Source organism: Sphingomonas sp., assembly GCF_013812825.1.
In the GTDB taxonomy this organism is placed as follows: domain Bacteria; phylum Pseudomonadota; class Alphaproteobacteria; order Sphingomonadales; family Sphingomonadaceae; genus Sphingomicrobium.
This window is the reverse complement of the sequence record NZ_JACCSU010000035.1, coordinates 1-22,172: the sequence shown is the minus strand read 5'-3', so window position 1 is coordinate 22,172 and position 22,172 is coordinate 1. Positions and strand designations below refer to the sequence as shown.

Sequence of the window (22,172 nt, the reverse complement as noted above, 5' to 3'; positions counted from 1 at the left end):
GCGGCCCCAGGAGCCGATCTCCATAGGCTGGCGCGAAGGGGTCTGGAGTAATTCGACAATGGCGCGAGCGGGATACAGCTTACGCAAGTGGGTGATGGTGACGGGGGGCGCTGGCTTTCTCGGCTCGCACCTGTGTGAACGGCTGGTCGATGAGGGCCATGAGGTTCTTTGCGTCGACAATCTGTTCACCGGGACCAAGCAGAATGTCGCCCACCTGCTCGGGCAGCCGCACTTCGAGTTCCTGCGGCACGACGTCACCTTCCCGCTGTTCGTCGAGGTGGACGAAATCTATAACCTCGCCTGCCCGGCCTCCCCAATCCATTACCAGCACGACCCGGTCCAGACGACCAAGACCTCGGTGCACGGCGCGATCAACATGCTGGGGCTCGCCAAGCGCCTCGGCTGCAAGATCCTCCAGGCCTCGACCAGCGAGGTCTACGGCGATCCCGCGGTCCATCCTCAAACGGAGGAATATTGGGGCAATGTGAACCCGATCGGCCCGCGTTCCTGCTACGACGAGGGCAAGCGGTGCGCCGAAACCCTGTTCTTCGATTATTTCCGCCAGCACCGGCTGCGGATCAAGGTCGCGCGCATCTTCAATACCTACGGGCCGAGGATGCACCCGGCCGACGGGCGGGTGGTCTCGAACTTCATTATCCAGGCGCTCAACGGCGAGCCGATTACCATCTACGGCGACGGCGAGCAGACCCGCTCCTTCTGTTATGTCGACGATCTGATCGATGGACTGATCGCGCTGATGCAGTCGCCCAACGACGTCACCGGCCCGATCAACCTCGGCAATCCCGTGGAATTCACCATTGCGGAACTTGCCCAGCAGGTGATTGCGATTACCGGTTCGGACTCCGACCTGGTCCACGCCAAGCTTCCGGCCGACGACCCGCGGCAGCGCAAGCCCGACATCACCAAGGCCCGCACCCTGCTTGGGTGGCAAGCTCGGACTCCGCTCGAGGACGGGTTGCGCCACACCATTGCCTATTTCCGGGAGCTGGCCGCGGCCGCCGCGCCCGCCTAGTTCATCGATACGTTGCGCTCGAGCGGCGGATCGATCGGCGGCGTCACGCGCTCCTCGGGCATTCCTGGGTAGCCCGGAACCAGCAGACGAAGCAGATTCATCGCATTGTCTTCATGACCCTGATCAATCGCTTCGCCGAGCTTCTGCAGGCGCTGCTGAAGATGAAGCCAGTCGATCATCGACTCCCGCGCCCGGACGATCCGCGGATGCGAAGTCGGATGTCCGCCCTCCTGGATCAGCAGCTCCTCGTAGAGTTTCTCTCCCGGGCGAAGACCGATTTCGGTGATCTCGATGTCCCCGTCCGGATTGGATTCATCGCGGACCGACAGGCCGCTCAGCTCGATCATCGAGCGGGCAAGATCGCGGACCCGGACGGGATCGCCCATGTCGAGGAGGAATATGTCGCCGTCCTCGGCCAGGGCCCCGGCCTGGATAACGAGCTGTGACGCCTCGGGAATCGTCATGAAATAGCGGGTGACGTCCGCGTGGGTGACGGTGACCGGCCCGCCCTTCTCGATCTGCCGCCGGAACAGCGGGACGACCGAGCCGCTCGAACCGAGCACGTTGCCAAATCGCACGCCGCTGTAGGTCATTGCCGGCTGGGCTTTGGCCCGGGCCTGGATGATCAGCTCGCAGATCCGTTTGGACGCGCCCATGACGCTGGTTGGCCGAACCGCCTTGTCGGTGCTCACCAGGATGAAGGTGCCGGTCCCGACCGCTTCGGCGGCCAGGCAGACGTTCAACGTCCCGAACACGTTGTTGCGGATCCCCTGGAGGGGATTTCCCTCGATCAGTGGAACATGCTTGTAGGCGGCGGCATGGAACACGGTGTCCGGGCGCCACATTTCAAAGGCACGAGTGCATTCGGCGGGCAGAGCCACATCGGCCAGTTCGGGCACGGTTTGCACGTTCAGGCCTTCGCGCTCCTTGAGCTCCCTGAGTTCGGCGTCGATCAGATAAAGGGCGTGCTCCGACCGCTCGATCAGGACGAGCGTTTGCGGTTGCTGGATGATGATCTGCCGGCACAGCTCGCTGCCGATCGATCCGCCGGCCCCCGTGACCATCACGCACTTTCCAGCGATGTTGCGAACCATCAGATCCGGATCGGGGGCGACCTCGTCTCGACCGAGAAGCTCCTCGATCTGGACGTCGCGCAGGTCGTTGATCGAGACCTGCTCGAAGGCGATCTCGGAGATGCTTGGAAGCATCCGTACTCGCACGGTGGGAGCGCTGACCCGAAGGCGTTCGACGATCTGGCGTCGCGTCGACCGGCTCGCGGTCGACAGTGCAAGGAAGACCTCGTCGACATCCTCAAGCGCGAGGATTCGCTCGAGCTCATCGGTGTGCCAAATCGATTTTCCCTCGACCGAACGGTTGGACAGGAACGGATTTTCATCGACAAACCCGATCACCCGAATCTGCGGATCCTCGCGGACCGAATTGGCCAGCTGCTGCCCGGCCGAACCGGCGCCGTAAATCAGGACTCGCTTGCGCTTCTGCCGCAGCGGCCCGCTGTAAAGCGCTTGAAGCAGCAGCGAACTGAGGCCCAGCCGGCTGCCGGCCAGCGCCAGCATGAAGACCAGCGGATGCAGCACGGCGAGCGTCCGCGGGATGCCTTGCACCCGCAACGGCACCAGGATCACCGCGAGCACGAGCGACATCAGGCCACAGCGAATGGCCAATTGCCGGATGGTTTCGGCGCCCGAAAACCGGACCAGCGACCGGTACGTCTTGGTGCTGATCGCAATTGTCAGCCAGGTCGGGATCGCGATCGCCAGGAAAATCAGGACCGGCTCGTCGAACAGGTACCACTCGCCAAGCCGCAGCCAGAAGGCAAACAGCGCCGCCGCCGTGCACAGGACAATGTCGATGAGTGCCACCAGGGCCGCTCGCGCGCCGCGCGGCAGCTCGGCAGTCCGCCGGATGAATTTGAGGACGGGGTTCACTCGAGTTTCGCCTCTTTCTCAGGATCTCGGCGGCGCGAACCTATCGGAGCCGCTATACCGAGGCAATGACGGCCGCGTGACAAATCGGTTCCACTTCTCCGGCCAGCTGTTGCTCGTCCGCATCAGCGCGGCCGCGCAGGGAGCCGGATCTGGAATGGTGCACCATTCGTTTATCCGCTCGCCGAGACGCGTTCGATACTTTGTTGGTCCCAGACGCAGTTATCCCGGAAATCCGCACTTGTCTCGCGAGAAGCCGGGTCATTTTTGAGGCCGGAGAGCCACGTCCGTCGTTCGCAGCAATAAGCACCCTATTTTCGCAGGCCTCGTGTGCGATCCCACATCGGCCAAAAATTGGCCGGATGGGGGAACACATCCGCGAAGTTGGGCTATCGGCTTTGCAAGCTAGATGGAGGGTGCTCCGCCGACCCCGGCAACAGTAAATTGCTGTATACCGCGCGCGGCGTTCCGGCGCTCATCCCCGCCCCGCCTCTCCGCCCGGTTCCCCTTGCACCCGCGTGCCTCCGGTGCCCAGCAACCCGGCATACACGTCCGTGATGCCCTGGACGAAGGCACGGAGCGAGAACCGCTGCTCCGCCATCGGGCGCGCCGCGGCACCCATCCGCGCGCGCAGCTGCGGGTCGCGGATCAGCGCTTCCAGCGCCCCGGCCAGGGCTCCGGCATCCCCCGGCGGGACCACGGTTCCGTTTACGCCCTCGATCACCAGCTCGCGCACGCCGCCGATGTCGGTTGCTACCAGTGGAAGGCCGAACCACATGGCTTCGATGTGGCTGACCGGCAACCCCTCGTTCCCGCGCACGTCCAGCACCCGGCTGCCCATGGCCAGCCGGGCCGAGCGAACCGACGGAAGCACGCACAGGTCCGCGCCTGCGTAGAATCCGAACGGATCCGACTGCCAGCCCGCGAACACCACGTTGTCCAGCTTCCGCTCCGCCTTTTTACGGAGCAGCCACTGCTGGTACTCCCCGTACTCCTCCGGAAAGTCGCCCACGCAGACGAAGACGGCACGGTCGCGCAGGCCGCGCTCGTTGAGCTCGGCCACCGCGTCCAGCAGGTACGCATGCCCCTTGAAGGGCACCACGGACGCGATGCACGCCACGACTACCCGGCCGTCGGCCCGGTATGCGGCCAGGGACGGAGCCGGGGCGACTCCCTCCGCCACGTCCTCGGTCCCGTAGTGGACCACCGTCGTCTTGCGGCGGGCCGCCGCGGGAAGTCCGGCCGCCACCGCATGCGCGCAGGCGACGATCCGGTGCGACAAATGGAGCAGCGGGAGCACCCCGATTCCGCTGAACGGAAGGTCGCCGTGCACGTGCGTCACCAGCGGCCGCCCGGCCAGCCGCGCGGCGGCGCCCACCAGCAGCGCCGAGCGCCCGTCTGACGCGTGGACCAGGGCGATGTTCCTGGCGCGCATGAAGCGCACCATTCGCAGCGTATACGGAACCAGCTCGGTAGCGGCCGCCTTCGCGGTCTGGCTCGCGGACCACTGGAGCATGGCTTTTCCGTACCGGCTCAGCATCGGCCCCGGGTTGCGGACGCAGGTTTCCACGCCTGCTTCACGAAACTCGTCCGCCGCCATTCCCTCGCCCGTCAGCACCACGACGGGCTCGTATTCCGGTGGAAGGTTCCGCACCAGACGGACCATTGCCCGGTTGGCCCCCGCCAGGCGCTGGGGATAGGCCATGTGGTACAGGACCCGCTTCGCGGACATGGATTGCATGGTTATCAGCGCGTGCTGACGGCTTCGAAAAGGTCCACTTGGGTGATGTTGATCGACCGGGCGTTCATGCGACCAGCCCTCGCGCCTCGAGCTCGGCGCGGGCCTGGTCGACCCGGTCGTCGGCGGTCTGGCTGGCGACCCACTCGGCAAGCTCGGCGAGACCCTGCTGGAAATCCACCCGCACGGTGAAACCGAGCTGCGCGGCGGCCTTGCTGCCGTCGCAGAAGCAGTGGCGGATGTCGCCGATGCGCGACTTGCCGGCGATCTCCGGCCCAACGCCGTCGCAATTCATCGCCTGCGCGAGCGCGCCCGCCACGTTCGCGACACTGCGGTCGTTGCCCGAGCCGATGTTGAACACCTCGCCATCGGCATGCGGGGAGACGAGCGCATCGGCAAACGCCCGCGCGACGTCGCCGACATGGACGAAGTCCCGCCGCTGCTCGCCATCCTCGAAAATCAACGGCGGCTGGCCGTTCAAGAGCCGCGAGGCGAAGATCGCAAGCACGCCGGTGTAGGGGTTGGAAAGCGCCTGGCCCGGACCGTAGACATTGAACAGGCGCAGGCACACGCCCTCCATTGCGTAGGCGCGGGTCATCATCAGCGTCTGGCGTTCCTGCACATATTTGCCGAGCGCGTAGATCGACGAGAGGCTCGGGCGCTTCCATTCGGGCGTCGGCACCGGTCGCAGCGGCCGGCCCTGTGCGTCGAGCGGCTCCCAGCTCTGGTCGGACGAGGTGCGCGGCTGCCGCTCGGCGTCTTCGACCCGATTGCCGTCTGCATCGACGTACAGGCCTTCGCCATAGATGCTCATCGACGAAGCGGTGACGACGCGCCGCACAGGCTGCTCGATTAGCGCTTCGAACAGCACCGCCGAGCCGACTTCGTTGACCGAGGTGTAACGCTCGACCGCGTACATCGACTGACCGACACCGACTTCGGCGGCGAGGTGGACAACGCTGTCGACGTTCCTCAGCGCCCGAGCGACGATGTTCTTGTTGCGGATGTCGCCGCGGATCAGCTCGGCGTCGGCAGGCAGGTCTTGCGGGTACTCGCAGTCGCCGTGAACCTGCTCAATCAAGCTGTCGAGAACACGAACCTGGTTGCCTCTGGCAAGAAGCTCGGTGGTGACGGCGCGGCCGATGAAGCCCGCGCCCCCGGTGACCAATACTCGTTCGCCCAAAACTTGCGCCCCTTCTTCCTGTTATAGTTACGTACAAAGATGGTGCCCAGGGGCGGAATCGAACCACCGACACCGTGATTTTCAGTCACGTGCTCTACCAACTGAGCTACCTGGGCCCAACTTTTCGGGCGGCGCTGACGAGCGTGGAAGCCCGCTCGAGCGCGGCGGTCCCTAACCCTCGCCGTCTTCGCTGTCCACCCTCTCGGGGTCGGCCGGAGGACCCGCAATCCGATAGCCTTCGCCGAGCCATTTCAACAGGTCGCGGTCCTTGCAGCCGCGGCTGCAGAATGGAGCGTGCGCCTGTGCCGCGGGCTTGCCGCAGAGCGGGCAGGGCTTGGCTTTAGGCGGGCTCGGCATGGCCCGCCGAAATGGGAAGCAATGCATCGGCCCGCAACCCGACGGCGCCGCCGACTTGCCGGGCGAGTAAGGCTATCCAGTCGGAATGGCTCTCGATTACGGCGATCACTTTTGGGTGGGCCGCCAAGCGAAGCGCGCCCGTTTCGCGGCCCGCTCGCCGCAACAACGCCCGCGCCTCGAACGGGGCGCGATCGGCGGCCAGCTCGAACATCGACGCGTGCCTCCGCGGGCGAACAATTTGCAGGAAGCCGAAGCCGTTGACGGCTGTCCGCTCGAAGGGTTTGGGCAGGATGGCATCGATTGCTTCGCCCAACGCGTTGCGCTCGCTCCTGCCTTTTACAGTTGGCAGGTCGATCCCAATCGACCCGCCAATGCCATGGCGCCGGATTGCCCTCGCCGCCGCCCGCGCTCCCGCCATTGCCAACTCGCCAGGCGAAATCGCGCCGTCGACGTCGATCAAGGTCATCGCCGGAGTGACGGAAACGCGCAGTTCGCCGCCGACGAAGGGGACGATCGCCTCTCGAGCCTCGTCGAGCAAGTCCTCCCAGCCAAATTCCCCCAGCCGGTCGCGATCGGGCATGGCGACCGTTCGTTCGTCCGACTGGTTGCCAACGAAGTTCACAGCCGTGGGCCGCGCCAGCGGCCGCTTCCACTGCTCGGCGCCGGGAATCTTCTCACGCGTCACCACAATCGGGAAGGTCGCGCCCACCGTCACACCCGGTGCTCCTTCCGGCAGCAGATATTCCTCGCCCTCCGCCACCGCCACGGCGTTGCGGCCGCTGTGGCCAACTTCGATCAATTGGGCATGGAGCACCGTTCCGGCGGTGACGGTGCCTTCGGGTGCAATCCGGGCCTCTATGATCTCGCCATCCTCGACAAGGGCATAGCGGACCTCTCCAATCCCCATCTCAATGACGTGCTCAGCCAAGCGGGTAGCCCGCGGCTTTGAGCAGCAGCCGGGTTTCAGCGAGCGGCAGCCCGACGACATTGGAATAGCTGCCGGCGATGTGGCGCACATAGACCTCGCCATAGCCCTGGAGCGCATAGCCGCCGGCTTTGCCGCGCCATTCGCCGTGGGCGGCGTAAAAATCCATCTCCTCGGCCGACAGGCGCTTCATCGCGATCCTCGTTTCCACCAGGCGAGTGCGGGTCGAGCCGCCCGGCGCCGCCAGCGCGACCCCGGTCAGGACCCGGTGCCGACGACCGGAAAGCAGCGCCATGCACGCGCGCAAGGTCGCCTCGTCCTCGACCTTGGGCAGGATCCGCCGCCCGACCGCGACCACCGTGTCGGCGGCGAGCACCAGCGCTTCGGGCTGCAGCGCGGCGACCGCCTCGGCTTTCTCGATCGCCAGGCGCCGCGCATGGTCGCGCGGCAGCTCGCCCGTGGCGACCTTTTCGTCGATCTCGGCCGGGACGACCGCGTCGGGAACGACTCCGATCCGGGCGAGCAGGTCGAGGCGGCGCGGACTCGCCGAAGCGAGAATCAGCCGCATTCAGGGGCTCCTAGGGATATCCGGGCGGTCCGGCTCGGCCGGGCATGAAGCGATAGGTGATGCGCCCCTTGGTCAAATCGTAGGGAGTGAGCTCGACCAGCACCTCGTCGCCGGTCAGCACCCGGATCCGGTTCTTGCGCATCTTGCCAGCCGTGTGCCCGAGAATCTCATGGCCGTTCTCGAGCTCGACGCGGAACATCGCATTGGGCAGCAGCTCGACCACCTTTCCGCGCATCTCGAGAAGTTCTTCCTTGGCCATTCAACCTCGCTGCAATCGGTGGAAAAAAGTCGCGGAGCCTTACTCTGGCAGGTGCCAAAAGGGAAGGCGGTGGCGAAACGACGCCGGTCAAAGTTCGGGTCGCATTCGGCAGCGGCTGCCTCAGGCCGCTCCGCCGGCGAGCGCCGCGAGCAGCAGCAAGGCGACGATGTTGGTGATCTTGATCATCGGGTTGACCGCCGGGCCGGCGGTGTCCTTGTACGGGTCGCCGACCGTGTCCCCGGTGACCGCGGCCTTGTGCGCCTCCGATCCCTTGCCGCCGTAATTGCCGTCCTCGATATATTTCTTGGCATTGTCCCAGGCGCCGCCGCCGCTGGTCATCGAAATGGCGACGAACAGGCCCGACACGATCACTCCAAGCAGCAGCGCTCCAAGCGCCGCGAAACCCTGGTCGCGGCCGGCGATCGCGGCGATTCCGAAGAAGACGACGATCGGGCTGAGGACCGGAAGCAGCGAGGGGACAATCATCTCGCGGATCGCCGCCTTGGTGACGAGGTCGACGGTCCGCGCGTAATTGGGCCGCGACGTGCCGTCCATGATGCCGGGATTGGAGCGGAACTGCTCGCGCACGTCGAGAACGACGTTGCCGGCCGCGCGGCCCACCGCGGTCATGCCCATGGCGCCGAACAGATAGGGCAGCAAGGCGCCCAGCAGCAGGCCGACGACGACGTACGGGTTGGACAGCGAGAAATCGATTCCACCCGCACCGACTCCGAGCTCGCTCGCATAATGCTCGAGGTCGGTGGTGTAGGCGCCGAACAGCACCAGGGCGCCAAGCGCGGCGGAGCCGATCGCATAGCCCTTGGTCACCGCCTTGGTGGTGTTGCCGACCGCGTCGAGCGCGTCGGTCCGCGTTCGGACCTCGTCCTCCATGCCCGACATTTCGGCGATTCCGCCGGCGTTGTCGGTGACCGGCCCATAGGCATCGAGCGCAACGACCACTCCGGCCAGCGCGAGCATGGCCGTGGCGGCGAAGGCGATGCCGATGAGGCCCGCGAGCTGATAGGAAAGGATGATGCCGATGCAGATCACCAGCGTCGGCAGAGCCGTCGATTCCAGGCTGATCGCGAGCCCCTGGATGACGTTGGTTCCGTGGCCCGTCTGCGACGCCCTGGCGATCGACTGGACCGGCCGATAATTGGTGCCGGTGTAATATTCGGTGATCCAGACAATGAGTCCGGTGACCGCAAGCCCGACGATCGAGCACCAGAACAGGTCCCAGCCGTTGAAGCCGCCCTCGACCGCTTCGCGGGCAACCGTCGGATCGACGTCCGCCCCGGCGGCTTCGCGGGCGCTGCCGATCACCGCGCCGAGATCGCCCAGGGTCAGGGCCATCACCGCCCAGATGGCCACGACCGACAATGCAGCGGTGATCCAGAAGCCCTTGTAGAGGGCGCCCATGATCGATTCTTTCCGGCCCAGGCGGACGAAAAAGGTGCCGGCGATCGACGTCAGGATGCACACGCCCCCGATGATCAGCGGCAGCGTCATCAGCGCCAGCATCTGCGCCGGGCTGGTGCTGACGAGCAAGGCGATTAGCACCATCGTCGCGCCGACGGTAACGACGTAGGTTTCGAACAGGTCGGCCGCCATTCCCGCGCAGTCACCGACATTGTCGCCGACATTGTCCGCGATCACCGCCGGGTTGCGCGGGTCGTCCTCGGGGATTCCGGCTTCGACCTTGCCGACCAGGTCGGCGCCGACGTCGGCGGCCTTGGTGAAGATTCCGCCGCCGAGACGGGCGAAGATCGACACCAGGCTCGCTCCGAGCGCCAGCGCGGTCAGCGCGGTGACGACCGCCCGGTCGTTCGGCTCATAGCCGCCCGGGCCGGTGAGGAACCAGAACAGGACCGAGATGGCGAGCAGGGCGAGGCCGGCAACCAGCATTCCGGTCACTGCTCCGGCGCGAAAGGCGACGGTCAATCCGCGTTGCAGGCTGGTGCGCGCGGCTTCGGCGGTGCGCACGTTGGCGCGCACCGAAATGTTCATGCCGATGAAGCCGGTGACTCCCGACAGGAACGCGCCGATGATGAAGGCAATCGCCGGAAGCACGCCGAGGAAGCCGAAAACGAGGCCGGCAACGACGACGCCGACGACGGTGATCGCGGTGTACTGGCGGCGCAGGTAGGCGGACGCGCCTTCCTGGATGGCGCCGGCGACGTCGATCATCTTCTGGTTGCCCGGCGATGCGGCGAGCACCTGGCGGCTGGTCAGGATGCCGTACAGCACAGCGACGACGCCGCAGGCGATCGCGATCAAAAGCAGGTCCATTGGTAATCCCCGTTTGGCGGCAAATCAGAAAAGCCGGCGATGCTGGAGCAGCCGGCGGATTCGCGCCCCTTTATGTGGGGAAATGGCGGGTTGCAACCTGCCCGAGAAGCGGGCGAGGGTGCCGGACTGTCAGTTGATCAGGAGCGCGACGGCCATGCCCGAAGCGAGGCCGCTAAAAGCGACCAGCCACTGGCGAAGCGGGATTGCCGCGATGTTCATGACCAAGCACCTCCGGCAGCGCGACGGGCTCACTTCCGCTGACGATCCGAAGGATTTCGCCGCCAGCCTCGAGATTCCCGATGGCGCGGATGCTGGTCTCCAAAGGTAAAGAAAGAGTTAAGGGGTCGAGCCCGTCCGGCAGCGCTGCGAGCAACGCATAATCGTCGCCGCCGGTCGCTGCGAACAGCCGCGCCTCGAGCCCATCGCCGCGTTCGGCGGTGAAGGATTCCGACAGCGGCAGGGTGTCGAGATCGATCACCGCGCTGCAGCCGCTCGCCGCGGCGAGCCGCCGGGCGTCGAGCAGCAGGCCGTCGGATACGTCCATCATCGCGCTCGCGTGCGGCGCCAGTGCCTGGCCCGCCGCCAGTTGCGGGATCGGCTGCCGATAGCTGTCGACAAGGAGTCCGGCGGCTTTTCGATTTTCGAGGAGCTGCGCCAGCCCCAATGCCGAATCCCCGACCGTGCCGACCAGCCACAGCCGGTCGCCCGGGCTGGCACCGCCGCGCGACGGAGTCCTCGGCCCGGCGCGGCCGATCGCCGTCAGGCCGAACACGCGCGGAGCCTGATCGGGCAGGGCGATGGTGTCGCCGCCGATCAGCGGCAAGCTGTAGCTGGTGCAAGCGGCTTCCACTCCGCTGAGGAAGGCTTCGTCCCAAATGCTGTCGCTGCTGATGGTCAGCGACAGAACGGCGGCGGCCGGCGTCGCCCCTTTTCCAGCGAGGTCGGACAGGTTCACGGCGACGAGCTTCCATCCGACGCTTCCGGCTGGATCGCCGGGCAGGAAGTGCACGCCTTCCGCAATGCTGTCGTGGGTGATCACCAATCCCTCGAACAGCGCCGCATCGTCGGCGAGGCCCCGTGCCGCGGGATCGGTCGCGAACCGCCGCAGCCGCTCGATCGCTTCGGCCTCGTTCATCAGCTCGCGGGAGCGGCCCGCGCTTCTTTGGCGATCGCGTCGAGCAGTCCGTTGACGAAGCCGCTCTCGCGCTTGTCGTAGAAAGCGTGGGCGACATCGACATATTCGGAGATGACCGAGCCGACCGGGACGTCGCGCCGGGCGAGCAGCTCGTAGGCGCCGGCGCGTAGGATCGCGCGCATCGGGCGGTCGAGGCGCTCGATGCTCCAGCCGGCCGCGAGGCGGGCCGAAATGGCCGCGTCGATCTCGGCGCAGCGCGACCCGACCCCAGTCACCAGATCGTCGAAGAACTCGCGCTCGGCGTCGACATATTGCGCGTCCTCGATCATCGCGCCGAGGCGGTGGTCGTGGAATTCCTTGAGCAGTTGCGCGACCGGGGTTCCCTCCATTTCCTGCTGGTACAGGGCCTGCACGGCGGCCAGGCGGGCTGCGGAACGCGAGCGGGAACGGCCAGGGTTGCTCATCGGACAGCGCTGCTCATCGGATGGGCGCTGTAGCGGCGGGTTCGCGCTCGAGGAAGTGCTCAAGCGCCTGCGCCACCGGCTCCGGCGCTTCCCACGGCGCGAAATGGCCCGCGTCGGGCAGGCGCACGACCGTCAGATCCTCGACTAGCCGCTCGAGCCCTTCGAGCTGGACCGGGAGCAAAGCCCGGTCGCGCATGCCCCACACGACGAGGGTCGGGATTCGAACCTTCGGGAATGCAGCCAGGACCCAATCGGGAATCGGCACCGTGACCAGCGGCGGCGGGACGACCAGCGGCGCCGCCCGGTACCAGTTGAGCATCGCCGTCAGCGCCCCGGGCTGCGACCATTCGGCGATGTACTGGCGTTTCTCGGCTTCGGGGATCAGCGCCAGGTCGACATGGGCGCCGAAGCTTTTCTCAAAGAATTCGTCATAGCCCATCGCCTCGACCAGTTTCTCGAAGCCCGGGGCTCGGAAGGCGTTGATGTACTGCGACGCGGAGCGCTGCTCGGCGCTTTCGATCAGGCTCTTCTGGAAGATCACCGGGTGGGGCGAATTGACGATCGCGAGGCGCTCGATCCGCGGATTGCCGCGGATCGCCGCCGCCCAGGCCGCCGCCCCGCCCCAGTCGTGGCCGACCAGCGCGAATCGCTCGATCGACAACGCGTCGGCGAGCGCGAAGATGTCCTCGACGATGATCTTCATCTGATAGGCGTCGACCTCCTGCGGCCGGTCGGATCCGGCAAAGCCGCGCAGGTCGGGCATCACCAGGCGGAAGCGGTCCTCCAGCAGCGGCGCGACTCCCCGCCAGGTGCGATGCGATTCGGGAAAGCCGTGGAGCAGGATCACCGGCTTCGAGTGCGGGTCGCCGGCGAGCGCGACGTTGAGGGTCACCCCGGTGGCCAGGCGGATTCGGCGGAATTCGGCGCTAAAGCCCTCCCCCTCGATGGGGGAGGGTTGGGTGGGGGTGGTCTCTCCGGAAACGCTGCGCGACATGACCTTACTCTACGTCGAACGCCACCCCACCCCAACCCCTCCCCATCGAGGGGAGGGGCTAATTACGGATAGCTGACGGTCGTCGGCACGGCCGGAAGCGGGATGAACTCCTCGTCGTCGCCGGGGATCAGCGGGAAGCGCATCGCTTTCCAGTCTTCCTTGGCCTGGTTGATCCGCTCGCGCGACGAGGAGACGAAATTCCAGAACACGTGGCGCGGAGTGGCGAACGCGCCGCCGCCCATCAGCATCGCTCGGGCCTCGCTCGAGCTCGACAGCCGCGCCGAGTGGCCCGGCGCCAGCACGTAGAGCGCGTACGGCTCGAGCGGCACTCCGTCGAGCTCCGCCTCGCCGCCGACCAGCATCAGCGCGCGCTCGTCGGCGTCGGCGTCGATCGGAATGCTGGCCTGGGCGGTGAGGACGATGTCGGCGTAGATGGTCGGCGAGTGGCACGGAGTCGCCGCGCTCGCGCCCCACAGCGTGCCCATCAGCACTCGCGCCGAAGCGCCGCCTTGTTCGACCAGCGGGAGCCCGTCGCCGGGAACATGGTCGAACGCCGGGTCGACCTCCTCGCGCCCGTCGGGAAGCGCCAGCCAGGTCTGCATCCCGTAGAGGCTCGGGCCGGCGGCGCGGCTGTCGGCCGGCGAGCGCTCGGAATGGACGATCCCCTTGCCCGCGGTCATCAAGTTGACCGCGCCCGGCTCGACCACCTGGCGCGAGCCCAGCGAGTCGCGGTGTTCGATCGCTCCGTCAAACAAGTAGGTGACGGTGGCGAGATTGATGTGCGGGTGCGGCCGCACGTCCATCCCATGGCCGGGCGGCAGGCGCGCCGGACCGAACTCGTCGACGAAGATGAACGGACCGACCATCGTCCGCTCCCTGGTCGGAAGCGCGCGCCGGACCTTGAAGTCGCCAAGGTCGTGGGTGACCGGAGCGATGGTCTGGAGCACAGGGGTATCGACCGTCATGTGCCTGACTCTTGCTCGTCGGTGTTGCCCATGCGTCGCCGCCACCAACTTCTAACAGCGAGCATCGGGCGAGACCGCCACAACAGCATGAGCAGGGCCAGCAAGATGGCCCAAGGCAGAAGGGCTCCGATCACCTTGAGCAGCACGCTCACCATGACCACGAAGCTCTCCACCATCAGACGCCAGGACTGCTCGATCGGGTTTTCGTCAAAGCCGGCGATTCCGCCCTCGCCGAAATAATTGAACGTCATGGGCGTGTTGGCTAGCCGCTGCTGCCCTCCGGCAATCTGCGCCCGTCCTTCGCTCAGCTCGCGGCGGAGCTGCTCGAGTTGTGCTTGCAGTTGCGTGGCCTCTCGGTCCCCAGCATTCAGCGATGCAAGGCGCCGTTCGATTTCGGTGATGCGAGCCCGCAGGTCCGCCTGCCGCTCTTGGGTGGTGCTGATTTGCGAGCCGACATCCTCGCCGTTGAATTCGGCGGTGACCAGCTTTCCGTCATTTTGCTCGACGGTGGCCGTCGCCTGCTTGCCAAACTGGCGTGCAATCCGCGGATCGAGCTTAACTTGCAGCATTCCACTGACCCGGTCCTCATCGTCGATCTGATAACGAAGACCGGTGATCCGGCATCGAGCAACGCCGAGCTTCTCGCAGGCGGCGGCATGGGCTTCCTGCACCTTCGAGATCATGCCATCGTCGAGGGAGTAATCGTAGCTGAACCTGAAGGCGACGCCCGGCGCAGCGGTCGGGGAAACCTGCGGAGAGGCAAGATCTTCGTGCGTGGCCTCTTCGCCCCCGGGGCCGGAACAGGAGACAAACGCAAGGCTAGCAGCGAGGCACAATCCGATCTTCGTTTGCATTGGATTTAACTCCCCTCATCATCCTCGGTTGGCACCCGAGCCGTGATCGACAGCGCGTGGACGCGCTCGTCGAGCAGGTCGCCGAGCGCCTTGTGGACCATGCGCTGCCGCTCGAGGCGCGACTTGCCGGCAAAGACGGGGCTTTCGATCCGGAGCGTGAAATGGCTTTCGCCCGACGGGTTGTAGCCGCCGTGGCCGCGGTGCTCCTCGCTGTCGTCGACCAGCTCGAGGCGGCTCGGGGAAAGGGCGGCTAGCCGGCGAAGCATTTCGCTTGCCACCGGACCGGTGGAAGGTGCGTTCATTTCGCCTATATAGGCCGGCTGAGGAAGTGAGGAAGCTGGGACGGTCGGTGGCGTCGCGCAATCAAAGAATGCACGGGCGGGTCGAGGGCGCGAGGGATCGCTGCGCGGTCGCGGGCTGCGGCGAGCCCGGCGAATATAAGGCGCCGCTCGAGCCGGCCAATTTCAACGGGCCGGGCAATTGGCGCTTCCTGTGCCTCGACCATGTCCGCGAGCACAATTCGGCCTACAATTATTTCAACGGCATGAGCCCGGAGGAGATTTCGGCCGCCCAAACCCCCTATGGCGGCTGGGAGCGCTCGGTCAGGGCTTTCTCGCCGACGGCCGGAGCCACCCCCGTGTGGAGCGATTTCGCCGATCCGCTCGACGCGATCGCGGCGCGGTTCCGCCATGCTCGCGAAGGGAGCTCTCCCCGCTTCTCGAAGCCCGAGCGGCGCGCTCTGTCGGTGCTCGGCCTGGGCGAGGATTGCGACCGCCACGCGCTGCGCAACCGCTATTCGAAACTGGTCCGCCGCTACCACCCCGACAAGAATGGCGGGGACCGAAGCCACGAAACCCGGCTCGGCGAGGTGATCGACGCCTACCAGCTGCTCAGGAAAGCGACCGCGTTCGCCTGATTCCTTGGCGCCTGATTCCGTGCCGCCCGATCATTTCTCGGCGAGCGCGAAATCGACCCGCACCTGGACCTCGGTTATGTTGACTCCGGGACTGAACGGCGCCGCCTCCTGAGGCGGTGGCGGAGCGGCGGTCTGGGCGACCGCGTCCATGCTGCTGCCGTAGCGCGCATAAGGCGGCGGCACATTTCTCTCGCCGCCGTCGTAAATCGCCAGCACGCGCGCGATCTCGAGGTCGGCCGCCGACGCATAGGCCTCGGCTCGCGCCCGCGCGGCCTTGTAGGCTTCGGCGTAGGCGGACCGGTTGGCGGCTTCGCGGTTCGACACCCGAAGGTCGGGCCCGGACAGCACGTTGGCGCCGGCCTCGGTGACGGCCGTTACCGCATCACCCACCTTGGTCATGTCGCGAAGCATGACCTCGACCGTGTTGTAGGCTCGGAATCGGCCGCGCTCGGGGCCATGATCGATCCGTTGCAGGCTGAGATTGCGGGTCTGGATTGCTTCGGACTTGACCCCGAGGCGAGTGAGCTCGGCGGTCACCTTGTCCATCTTCTCGCGGTTGCGGCGGCTCGCTTCGCCGGCGCTGCCCGCCTGCGACTGGACCCCGAGCTGCAGCCGCGCCTCGTCGGGGCGGGTGTCGGCTCGGCCGCTGGCGCTGACCGTCAGCAGGGTTTCGTTGCGGCCCACTCCGCGTGGATCGGGTGCCGCCCGGTCGCAGGCGGCCAGGGATGCGGCGGCAAGGGCGACGACGACGACGATGCGCATGGCAAGCTCCCCGAAAAGCCTGCATGATATAGTGTAACACGGGGTGGTCAACCGCTGCCGATCATCAGTCGCGGTCAGGCGCTCCAAACGGGAAGAAGGGGCGGTAGGGGCGCGCATCCTCGACGCAGCGCACCACCTCCGGCAGGGCAAGCAGCTCGGTGCGCAAGGCGGCGAGGCGCGGGCAGTCGCCGGGGATCGGCTCGATCCAGTCGGCGTAGAACAGCGATGGCGCGGCGGCGCAGGTCACGAGCGAGACGTGCGGCGGCAGCGCGTTTTCGGACAGCCACCGCTCGAGCCAGGCATAGGCCCGCCGAAGCCCCGCCTTTCCAGCCGCAATCTCGGGCGCGAACGGCTCGTCCCTCATCCCGCCCGCTGCAGGATCGTCCTTGTCGACGAAGTAGGCCGCGATGACCCGCTGCATGTTGCCCATCACATATTGGTCGAACACCCGGTCGATCATCCGCGCCACCGCGGCCTTGGCCGGATCGGCCGGGATAAGCGGGGCGGGACCAGGGTGATGGACCGCGAGGTGCTCGATGATCGCGCTCGTCTCGACGACGACCGCGTCGCCGTCCGCCAGCACCGGGAACTGGCCCGACGGATGCGCCTTGCCGGTGAAGCTTTCGTACTTCGGCACGGACGGATCGATTTCGCGGAACTCGAACGGCGTGCCGTTGGCGTAAAGCGCGACCAGCGCCTTCCAGGTGTAGGACGAGAAAGGGTGGCCGTAGAGCGCGAGCGTCACCAGCTGCCCGCCTCCACCTTCTCGCGCCGTTCGAGCTCGGCCGCGGAGGGGTCGGGCGATGCGAAGCTGCCGGTCTCGACCTCGCCGTCCGGTTCATAGGTGGCGATGATGTTTCCGTTCGCGGAGGCTTTGTGGTCGACAATTTTCATTGTCCGGGCCGGGGTGCCCTCGCCGAACAGGCGTTTCCCTTTACCGAGAACCAGGCGGAAGCTCATCAGCGTCAGCCGGTCGAGCAGGCCGGCGGCGAGCAGCTGCGGATAGAGCGTGCTGCTGCCCTGGATCACCAGATCCGGCCCCTCGGTTCGCTTGAGCTCGGCCAGCGCATCCAGGCTCTCGAGCCTATGGCTGTTCTGCCACTCGAGTGGGGCGCCGCTGCGCGTGACCACATATTTGCCGATGCGGTCGAACATCTCGCCCATCGGCTTGCTCTCGCCTTCCGCATAGGGCCAGTAAGCGGCGAAGATGTCATAGGTCCGGCGGCCGAGCAGCAGGTCGAACGGCTCGTGGAAAATCCTGTCGATCGCCTCGCCGGTTTCTTGATCGAAGAACGGCGCCAGCCAGCCGCCTTTGTCGAACCCGCCGGTCGGGTCCTCGGTCGGACCGCCGGGTGCCTGCATGACCCCGTCCAGCGAGACGAACGCGGCGCCGATGATCTTACGCATCGACCGCTTCGCCGCGCACCGCCGCCTCGATCTTGGCGACGTCGATCTTGCGCATCGTCATCATCGCTTCGAACGCGCGCTTGGCGACGGCATTGTCGGGATTGGTGGTGGCGTCGATCAGAACGCGCGGCGTGATCTGCCAGGAAAAGCCCCATTTGTCCTTGCACCAGCCGCAAGCGCTTTCCTCGCCGCCCTGACCAACGATCGCATCCCAATAGCGGTCGGTTTCCGCCTGGCCGTCGGTCATGACCATGAAGCTCACCGACTCATTGGCCTTGAAGTTGGGGCCGCCGTTGAGGCCGATGAATGGCCGGCCGAGCACCGTGAATTCGACCGTCAGCTCCTCGCCCTGCTCGCCGCCCGGAAAGTCGCCGGGCGCGGTGTTGACCTTGCCCACGCGGCTGTCGGGAAACACCGATGCGTAGAATTCGGCGACCTTGCGCGCCTCGCCCTTGTCGAACCACAGGCAAGTCACAAGCTTGTCGGACATGTCTCGTCTCCTTCGCCCGAGCGGGTCAGGCGTGCGCCAATTGCGCCTCGGCGGTGTCGTGGATGGTCTCGAAGCCGCCCCAGAACATGCGCTGGCCGGAGAACGGCATCTCGCCTTCGGGCTTCAGGCTCTCGTCGGCCATGATCTGTTTCCAGGCCTGGTCGCGGATTTCCTTGTCGGGCCATTCGATGAAGGAGAAGACGATTTTCTCGCCGTCCTCGGCCTTCACGGCGCGATAGAAATCTGTGACTTCGCCCTTGGGGACGTCGTTCGACAGCGCCTCGACGATGCGGGTCGCGCCGAAATCCCGGAAGACCTTCGCCATTCTCGAGGCGAGCTCGCGATAGGCGTCGACCTTGCCGTCGGGGACCGGGACGACGAACCCGTCGACATAATCGCCGCGCTCGCTGCCTTCCTCGACAATGGCCTCGAAGCCACCGTAGATCATGCGCTTGCCGTCGAACGGCATGGTCTCGCCCATCTCCTTCATGCGCGGATCGCTCATCATCTTCTGGTTGACCGAGTCGCGAACTTCCTTCGACGGATATTCGAACCAGGCGAAGACCACTTTCTCGTCCGGCTTGGCGTTCACCGCCATTCGAAAGTCGGTGACCTTGCCTTCGTAAATATCGCTGTCCCAGGCCTCGACATGCCGCTTCACTCCGAACTCCTGGAAGATCGGCGCCGCGTCGGCGGCATGCTTGCGATAAGCCTCCTTGTTGGCCTCGGGGACGGGGGCGATGAATCCCTCGAAATAGGTCATGCTGCTGCTCCTTCCGGTTGGTGTTGCTTGAAGACTTCGAGCTGGTCGGCGAGCGCCCGCTGGAACGCCGGGCGCTGCTGGCTTCGCTCGAGGAACGCCGCGAGCCTGGGCTGCTCGGCGACGAGGTCGGTGTGGCGCAGGTTCCGAAGGACGGTCGCCATCATCAGATTGCCGATTGAAAAGCGGCCCTCGAACCAGTCGCGGTCGCCGAGCGCCTCGGCGAGCAGCGCGAGCCGCGCTCGGATGCGGTCGAGAACCTGCGGCCGGCGCTCTTCGGTCCACGCCTGGCCCTTGTTGAAAATGTCGATGTTGATGAGCTCGAAGAACATCGGCTCGACGCTGTTGAGCGCCGAGATCAGCCAGGCGATGCCGCGCATCCTCGGCTCGATTGCCGTCGGCAGCAGCCGCTCGTCCTTCAGGCCGAGGTGGATCAGAATGGCGCCGCTCTCGAACAGCTGGACTTCGGGATCCCGGTACGCGGGAACCTGGCCGAACGGCTGTTCGAGATAATATTCCGGCGGCCGCTCGCCGTGGAGCAGGCGCACCCGATAGGGCAGGCCGATCTCCTCCAGCGCCCAGCGGACTCGAAGGTCGCGGACCAGCCCTTTGGCGAAATCCGGCACCCAGGCGAAGGCGGTGATTTCAATCTCGGCACTGGGATCGACGGGCATTGGCGTGCTCCTCAGTGGCGATCGGCGGTGGCCATGGTCTCGTCGAACGCCGACGCGCCCTGCTCGGCGGCCTTGGAGTCCATCCACATCGGCTCCCAATGGTGGCCGTCCGGATCCTCGAAGCTGCGGCCGTACATCAGCCCGGCCATGTCCTGCTTCGGGCCCGGGTCGGCCTTGCCGCCGGCCGACACCGCGGCGTCGACCATTGCGTCGACCGATTCCCGGCTGTCGGCGGACAGCGCCAGGATCACCTGGCTGGTGCGATTCGCGTCGGCGATCGGCTTGGCCGTGAAGGTCGCATAGAAGTCGCGGGTCAGAAGCATCACGTTGATGCTGTCCGACAACATGATCATCGCCGCCTGCTCGTTGGAGAATTTCGGCTCCTTGCGGCCGCCGATCGCCTCGTAGAAGCGGATTGACCGGGCCAGGTCGGTGACCGGCAGGTTGATGAAGATCATTCGGGACATTGGCTTCCCCTTCGTGCGACTCGATTCGCTTGCCTTTTGGCGGCGTTGCTCCTAAATTGCAACCGTGCAGTTAGATAAACTAACCGAGGAGCGGCAAAGCGAGGCAAAGCGCTGCTATGACGACGCCTGCGGAACCGCCCACGCGCTCGATCTGATCGGCGAGCGCTGGGCGCTCTTGGTGCTGCGTGAACTGATGCTTGGACCCCGGCGCTTTTCCGAGCTCAAGGCCGACCTTCCCGGGATCAGCTCGAATGTGCTCGCCCAGCGGCTGGTCGAGCTCGAACGGCGCGGCCTGGCGCGAAAGTCGCGGCTGCCGCCGCCGGCCTCGGTCCAGGTTTACGGGGCCACCGACTGGGGGCTCGAGGCCGAGCCGATCGTCCAGGCGCTCGGCCGCTGGGCGGCGCGCTCGCCGCGGCACGACCCGACTCTGCCGATCAGCGGCGTCTCGATCCTGCTGTCGTTCCGAACGATGATCGACCGAGACAACGCCCGCGGCATCGACGCCCGGATCGGCTTCCGCTTCGGCGAAAGCGGCTATGTCGCTCGCCTGCATGACGGGGAAATCACGGTGGAGCGCGGTCCGCCCGACGGCTGCGACGTGGTCTTTACGGCCGCCCCGACCGCTCTCGCCGCGGTGGTCTATGGCGGCGCTCCGCTTGACTCGATCGGGGTCGAGGGAGACATGGAGCTTGGGAAGCGTTTCACAACGCTCTTCCCGCTGCCGCCAAAGGTAGGCTGATCCCACATTGAGGCGCCTTATTGAGGCGTACGCTTGTTGAGGCAAAGGCGCCCCTGGCTTAAGGCCCCGAGTCATGAACGATCTTTCCAACGTCGATCCCGAGAGCCGAAGCGACACCGTGATGGCGTCGCCCGACAAGATCGCAAAGGTGCGCGACCTGTTCGGGATCGACAGCGACATGGAAGTGCCGGCGTTCAGCGAAGCCGACGAGCGAGTCCCCGACCTCGACCCGGCCTATGTGTTCGACCCCGACACGACGCTGGCGATCTGCGCCGGCTTTGCCCGCAACCGCCGGGTGATGATCCAGGGCTATCACGGCACCGGAAAGTCGACCCACATCGAGCAGGTCGCGGCGCGATTGAACTGGCCGACCATCCGAATCAACCTCGATGCCCACATCAGCCGCATCGACCTTGTCGGCCGCGACGCGATCATCCTCAGGGACGGCCAGCAGGTGACCGAGTTTCGCGAAGGGCTGCTGCCATGGGCGCTGCAGCATCCGGTCGCGCTGGTGTTCGACGAATATGACGCCGGCCGCCCGGACGTGATGTTCGTCATCCAGCGGGTGCTGGAGGTCGAGGGCAAGCTGACCCTGCTCGACCAGAACCGGGTGATCCGCCCAAACCCCTGGTTCCGGCTGTTCGCGACGACCAACACCATCGGCCTTGGCGACACGACCGGCCTCTATCACGGCACCCAGGCGATCAACCAGGGGCAGATGGACCGCTGGAACATCGTCACCACGCTCAACTATCTGCCGGCGGCGGTCGAGGCGCAGATCGTGCTCGCCAAGTCGGGCGAATATGACCACCCCGACGGCAAGGCCGAGGTCGACAAGATGATCAAGGTCGCCGAGCTGTCGCGGCAGGGCTTCATCAACGGCGACATCTCGACCGTGATGAGCCCGCGAACGGTGATCACCTGGGCTCAGAATGCGCTGATTTTCGGCGACATCGGCTTCGCTTTCCGAGTGTCGTTCCTCAACAAGTGCGACGAGTCCGAGCGGCCGCTGATCGCCGAATATTATCAGCGCGTTTTCGGGACCGACCTGCCGGAGAGCGTGGTCGGAAAGGCGTAAGGGTCGATGACCCAGCCGGCTCCACTCGACAAGTTCCGCCGAGCGCTGGCCGGCGCGGCGCGGGCGATCGCCCGCGATCCCGAGGTCGAGGTGGTGTTCGCCTCGGAGGTCGCGCCGCCGTCGGGCAAGATCGCGCGGGTGCCGCTGCCCGGGCCGTCGCTCGAGCCGCGGC

Annotated in this window: 26 protein-coding genes, 1 tRNA gene and 1 pseudogene; 5 read left to right on the top strand and 23 right to left on the bottom strand. The window is 66.1% G+C overall.

Annotation, left to right across the window (positions count from 1 at the left end; all coding sequences use genetic code 11):
* The first annotated feature begins 58 nt into the window (after positions 1–58).
* Complete coding sequence (locus H0T81_RS04655) at positions 59–1,033, top strand: UDP-glucuronic acid decarboxylase family protein (protein WP_294010371.1); 975 nt, start codon at positions 59–61, stop codon at positions 1,031–1,033.
* Here the strand turns inward: H0T81_RS04655 and H0T81_RS04650 are convergent.
* The 15 genes from H0T81_RS04650 to H0T81_RS04580 all read right to left on the bottom strand — a co-directional run bounded on the left by H0T81_RS04650 (position 1,030) and on the right by H0T81_RS04580 (position 15,009).
* Positions 1,030–2,979, bottom strand: a complete 1,950-nt coding sequence (locus H0T81_RS04650) for a nucleoside-diphosphate sugar epimerase/dehydratase (RefSeq protein ID WP_294010369.1) — start codon at positions 2,977–2,979, stop codon at positions 1,030–1,032. The two genes, H0T81_RS04655 and H0T81_RS04650, sit on opposite strands and share 4 nt — an antisense overlap.
* 472 nt (positions 2,980–3,451) lie before the next feature.
* Positions 3,452–4,708, bottom strand: coding sequence for a glycosyltransferase family 4 protein (locus H0T81_RS04645; RefSeq protein ID WP_294010366.1), 1,257 nt, complete (start codon positions 4,706–4,708; stop codon positions 3,452–3,454).
* A 73-nt stretch (positions 4,709–4,781) separates the two neighbouring features.
* Positions 4,782–5,882: an NAD-dependent epimerase/dehydratase family protein gene (locus tag H0T81_RS04640; RefSeq protein ID WP_294010364.1), complete on the bottom strand. Its 1,101-nt coding sequence runs from the start codon at positions 5,880–5,882 to the stop codon at positions 4,782–4,784.
* A gap of 55 nt (positions 5,883–5,937) precedes the next feature.
* A tRNA-Phe gene (locus H0T81_RS04635) sits at positions 5,938–6,013 on the bottom strand.
* Between the two features lie 55 nt (positions 6,014–6,068).
* Positions 6,069–6,254 (bottom strand): DNA gyrase inhibitor YacG, encoded by a 186-nt coding sequence (yacG, locus tag H0T81_RS04630; protein ID WP_294010362.1) that lies wholly within the window; start codon positions 6,252–6,254, stop codon positions 6,069–6,071.
* A complete protein-coding gene (locus H0T81_RS04625; RefSeq protein ID WP_294010359.1) occupies positions 6,238–7,161 on the bottom strand; it encodes a ribonuclease in 924 nt (307 codons plus the stop codon). Before H0T81_RS04625 ends, yacG begins: the two co-directional genes overlap by 17 nt.
* Positions 7,162–7,174: 13 nt before the next feature.
* Positions 7,175–7,747 (bottom strand): nucleoside triphosphate pyrophosphatase, encoded by a 573-nt coding sequence (locus tag H0T81_RS04620; RefSeq protein WP_294010358.1) that lies wholly within the window; start codon positions 7,745–7,747, stop codon positions 7,175–7,177.
* Between the two features lie 10 nt (positions 7,748–7,757).
* Positions 7,758–8,006 carry a translation initiation factor IF-1 gene (gene infA, locus H0T81_RS04615; protein ID WP_037551703.1) on the bottom strand — a complete coding sequence of 83 codons (249 nt, stop codon included), beginning with the start codon at positions 8,004–8,006 and terminating at the stop codon, positions 7,758–7,760.
* A 120-nt stretch (positions 8,007–8,126) separates the two neighbouring features.
* Positions 8,127–10,295, bottom strand: coding sequence for a sodium-translocating pyrophosphatase (locus tag H0T81_RS04610; RefSeq protein WP_294010353.1), 2,169 nt, complete (start codon positions 10,293–10,295; stop codon positions 8,127–8,129).
* A gap of 172 nt (positions 10,296–10,467) precedes the next feature.
* Positions 10,468–11,430: a thiamine-phosphate kinase gene (gene thiL / locus H0T81_RS04605; protein ID WP_294010351.1), complete on the bottom strand. Its 963-nt coding sequence runs from the start codon at positions 11,428–11,430 to the stop codon at positions 10,468–10,470.
* Positions 11,430–11,894, bottom strand: coding sequence for a transcription antitermination factor NusB (nusB, locus tag H0T81_RS04600; RefSeq protein WP_294010349.1), 465 nt, complete (start codon positions 11,892–11,894; stop codon positions 11,430–11,432). The genes thiL and nusB overlap by 1 nt, the downstream gene beginning before the upstream one ends.
* A 13-nt stretch (positions 11,895–11,907) precedes the next feature.
* A complete protein-coding gene (locus H0T81_RS04595) occupies positions 11,908–12,888 on the bottom strand; it encodes an alpha/beta hydrolase (protein WP_294010347.1) in 981 nt (326 codons plus the stop codon).
* 62 nt (positions 12,889–12,950) lie between these two features.
* Positions 12,951–13,853, bottom strand: coding sequence for a pirin family protein (locus H0T81_RS04590; RefSeq protein WP_294010345.1), 903 nt, complete (start codon positions 13,851–13,853; stop codon positions 12,951–12,953).
* Complete coding sequence (locus H0T81_RS04585) at positions 13,850–14,707, bottom strand: DUF4349 domain-containing protein (RefSeq protein ID WP_294010344.1); 858 nt, start codon at positions 14,705–14,707, stop codon at positions 13,850–13,852. Before H0T81_RS04585 ends, H0T81_RS04590 begins: the two co-directional genes overlap by 4 nt.
* Before the next feature lie 5 nt (positions 14,708–14,712).
* The gene (locus H0T81_RS04580) at positions 14,713–15,009 is read right to left on the bottom strand and encodes a BolA family protein (RefSeq protein WP_294010343.1); all 297 of its coding nucleotides are present in this window, start codon (positions 15,007–15,009) and stop codon (positions 14,713–14,715) included.
* A 68-nt stretch (positions 15,010–15,077) separates the two neighbouring features.
* Here H0T81_RS04580 and H0T81_RS04575 point away from each other — a divergent pair, with 68 nt between their 5' ends.
* Positions 15,078–15,623 carry a J domain-containing protein gene (locus H0T81_RS04575; RefSeq protein ID WP_294010421.1) on the top strand — a complete coding sequence of 182 codons (546 nt, stop codon included), beginning with the start codon at positions 15,078–15,080 and terminating at the stop codon, positions 15,621–15,623.
* A gap of 30 nt (positions 15,624–15,653) precedes the next feature.
* On the opposite strand, the gene H0T81_RS04570 is transcribed toward H0T81_RS04575, so the two are convergent.
* The 8 genes and pseudogenes from H0T81_RS04570 to H0T81_RS04535 form a co-directional block, all read right to left on the bottom strand.
* Positions 15,654–16,385: an SIMPL domain-containing protein gene (locus H0T81_RS04570; protein WP_294010341.1), complete on the bottom strand. Its 732-nt coding sequence runs from the start codon at positions 16,383–16,385 to the stop codon at positions 15,654–15,656.
* Positions 16,386–16,449: 64 nt separating this feature from the next.
* Positions 16,450–17,130, bottom strand: coding sequence for a glutathione S-transferase family protein (locus tag H0T81_RS04565; protein WP_294010339.1), 681 nt, complete (start codon positions 17,128–17,130; stop codon positions 16,450–16,452).
* Positions 17,127–17,792, bottom strand: coding sequence for a dihydrofolate reductase family protein (locus H0T81_RS04560; RefSeq protein WP_294010337.1), 666 nt, complete (start codon positions 17,790–17,792; stop codon positions 17,127–17,129). The genes H0T81_RS04565 and H0T81_RS04560 overlap by 4 nt, the downstream gene beginning before the upstream one ends.
* Positions 17,785–18,282, bottom strand: coding sequence for a VOC family protein (locus tag H0T81_RS04555; protein WP_294010332.1), 498 nt, complete (start codon positions 18,280–18,282; stop codon positions 17,785–17,787). Before H0T81_RS04555 ends, H0T81_RS04560 begins: the two co-directional genes overlap by 8 nt.
* A 25-nt stretch (positions 18,283–18,307) precedes the next feature.
* Positions 18,308–18,706: a DUF1428 domain-containing protein gene (locus H0T81_RS04550; protein ID WP_366474087.1), complete on the bottom strand. Its 399-nt coding sequence runs from the start codon at positions 18,704–18,706 to the stop codon at positions 18,308–18,310.
* Positions 18,692–19,045 (bottom strand): annotated as a pseudogene (locus tag H0T81_RS04545) (DUF1428 family protein); the annotation flags it as partial. The pseudogene H0T81_RS04545 and the gene H0T81_RS04550, both read right to left, overlap by 15 nt.
* Entirely contained in the window at positions 19,042–19,716 is a 675-nt protein-coding gene (locus H0T81_RS04540; protein ID WP_294010330.1) for a glutathione S-transferase family protein, read from the bottom strand. The pseudogene H0T81_RS04545 and the gene H0T81_RS04540, both read right to left, overlap by 4 nt.
* 11 nt (positions 19,717–19,727) lie before the next feature.
* Positions 19,728–20,183 carry a VOC family protein gene (locus H0T81_RS04535; RefSeq protein ID WP_294010328.1) on the bottom strand — a complete coding sequence of 152 codons (456 nt, stop codon included), beginning with the start codon at positions 20,181–20,183 and terminating at the stop codon, positions 19,728–19,730.
* 64 nt (positions 20,184–20,247) lie between these two features.
* On the opposite strand from H0T81_RS04535, the gene H0T81_RS04530 reads away from it, so the two are divergent.
* From H0T81_RS04530 to H0T81_RS12755, 3 genes are all read left to right on the top strand, one after another.
* Positions 20,248–20,922, top strand: a complete 675-nt coding sequence (locus tag H0T81_RS04530) for a winged helix-turn-helix transcriptional regulator (RefSeq protein ID WP_294010326.1) — start codon at positions 20,248–20,250, stop codon at positions 20,920–20,922.
* A gap of 73 nt (positions 20,923–20,995) precedes the next feature.
* A complete protein-coding gene (cobS, locus tag H0T81_RS04525; protein WP_294010324.1) occupies positions 20,996–22,000 on the top strand; it encodes a cobaltochelatase subunit CobS in 1,005 nt (334 codons plus the stop codon).
* A 6-nt stretch (positions 22,001–22,006) separates the two neighbouring features.
* The coding region (locus H0T81_RS12755; protein ID WP_366474086.1) for a hypothetical protein at positions 22,007–22,172 on the top strand (166 nt) is incomplete at its 3' end.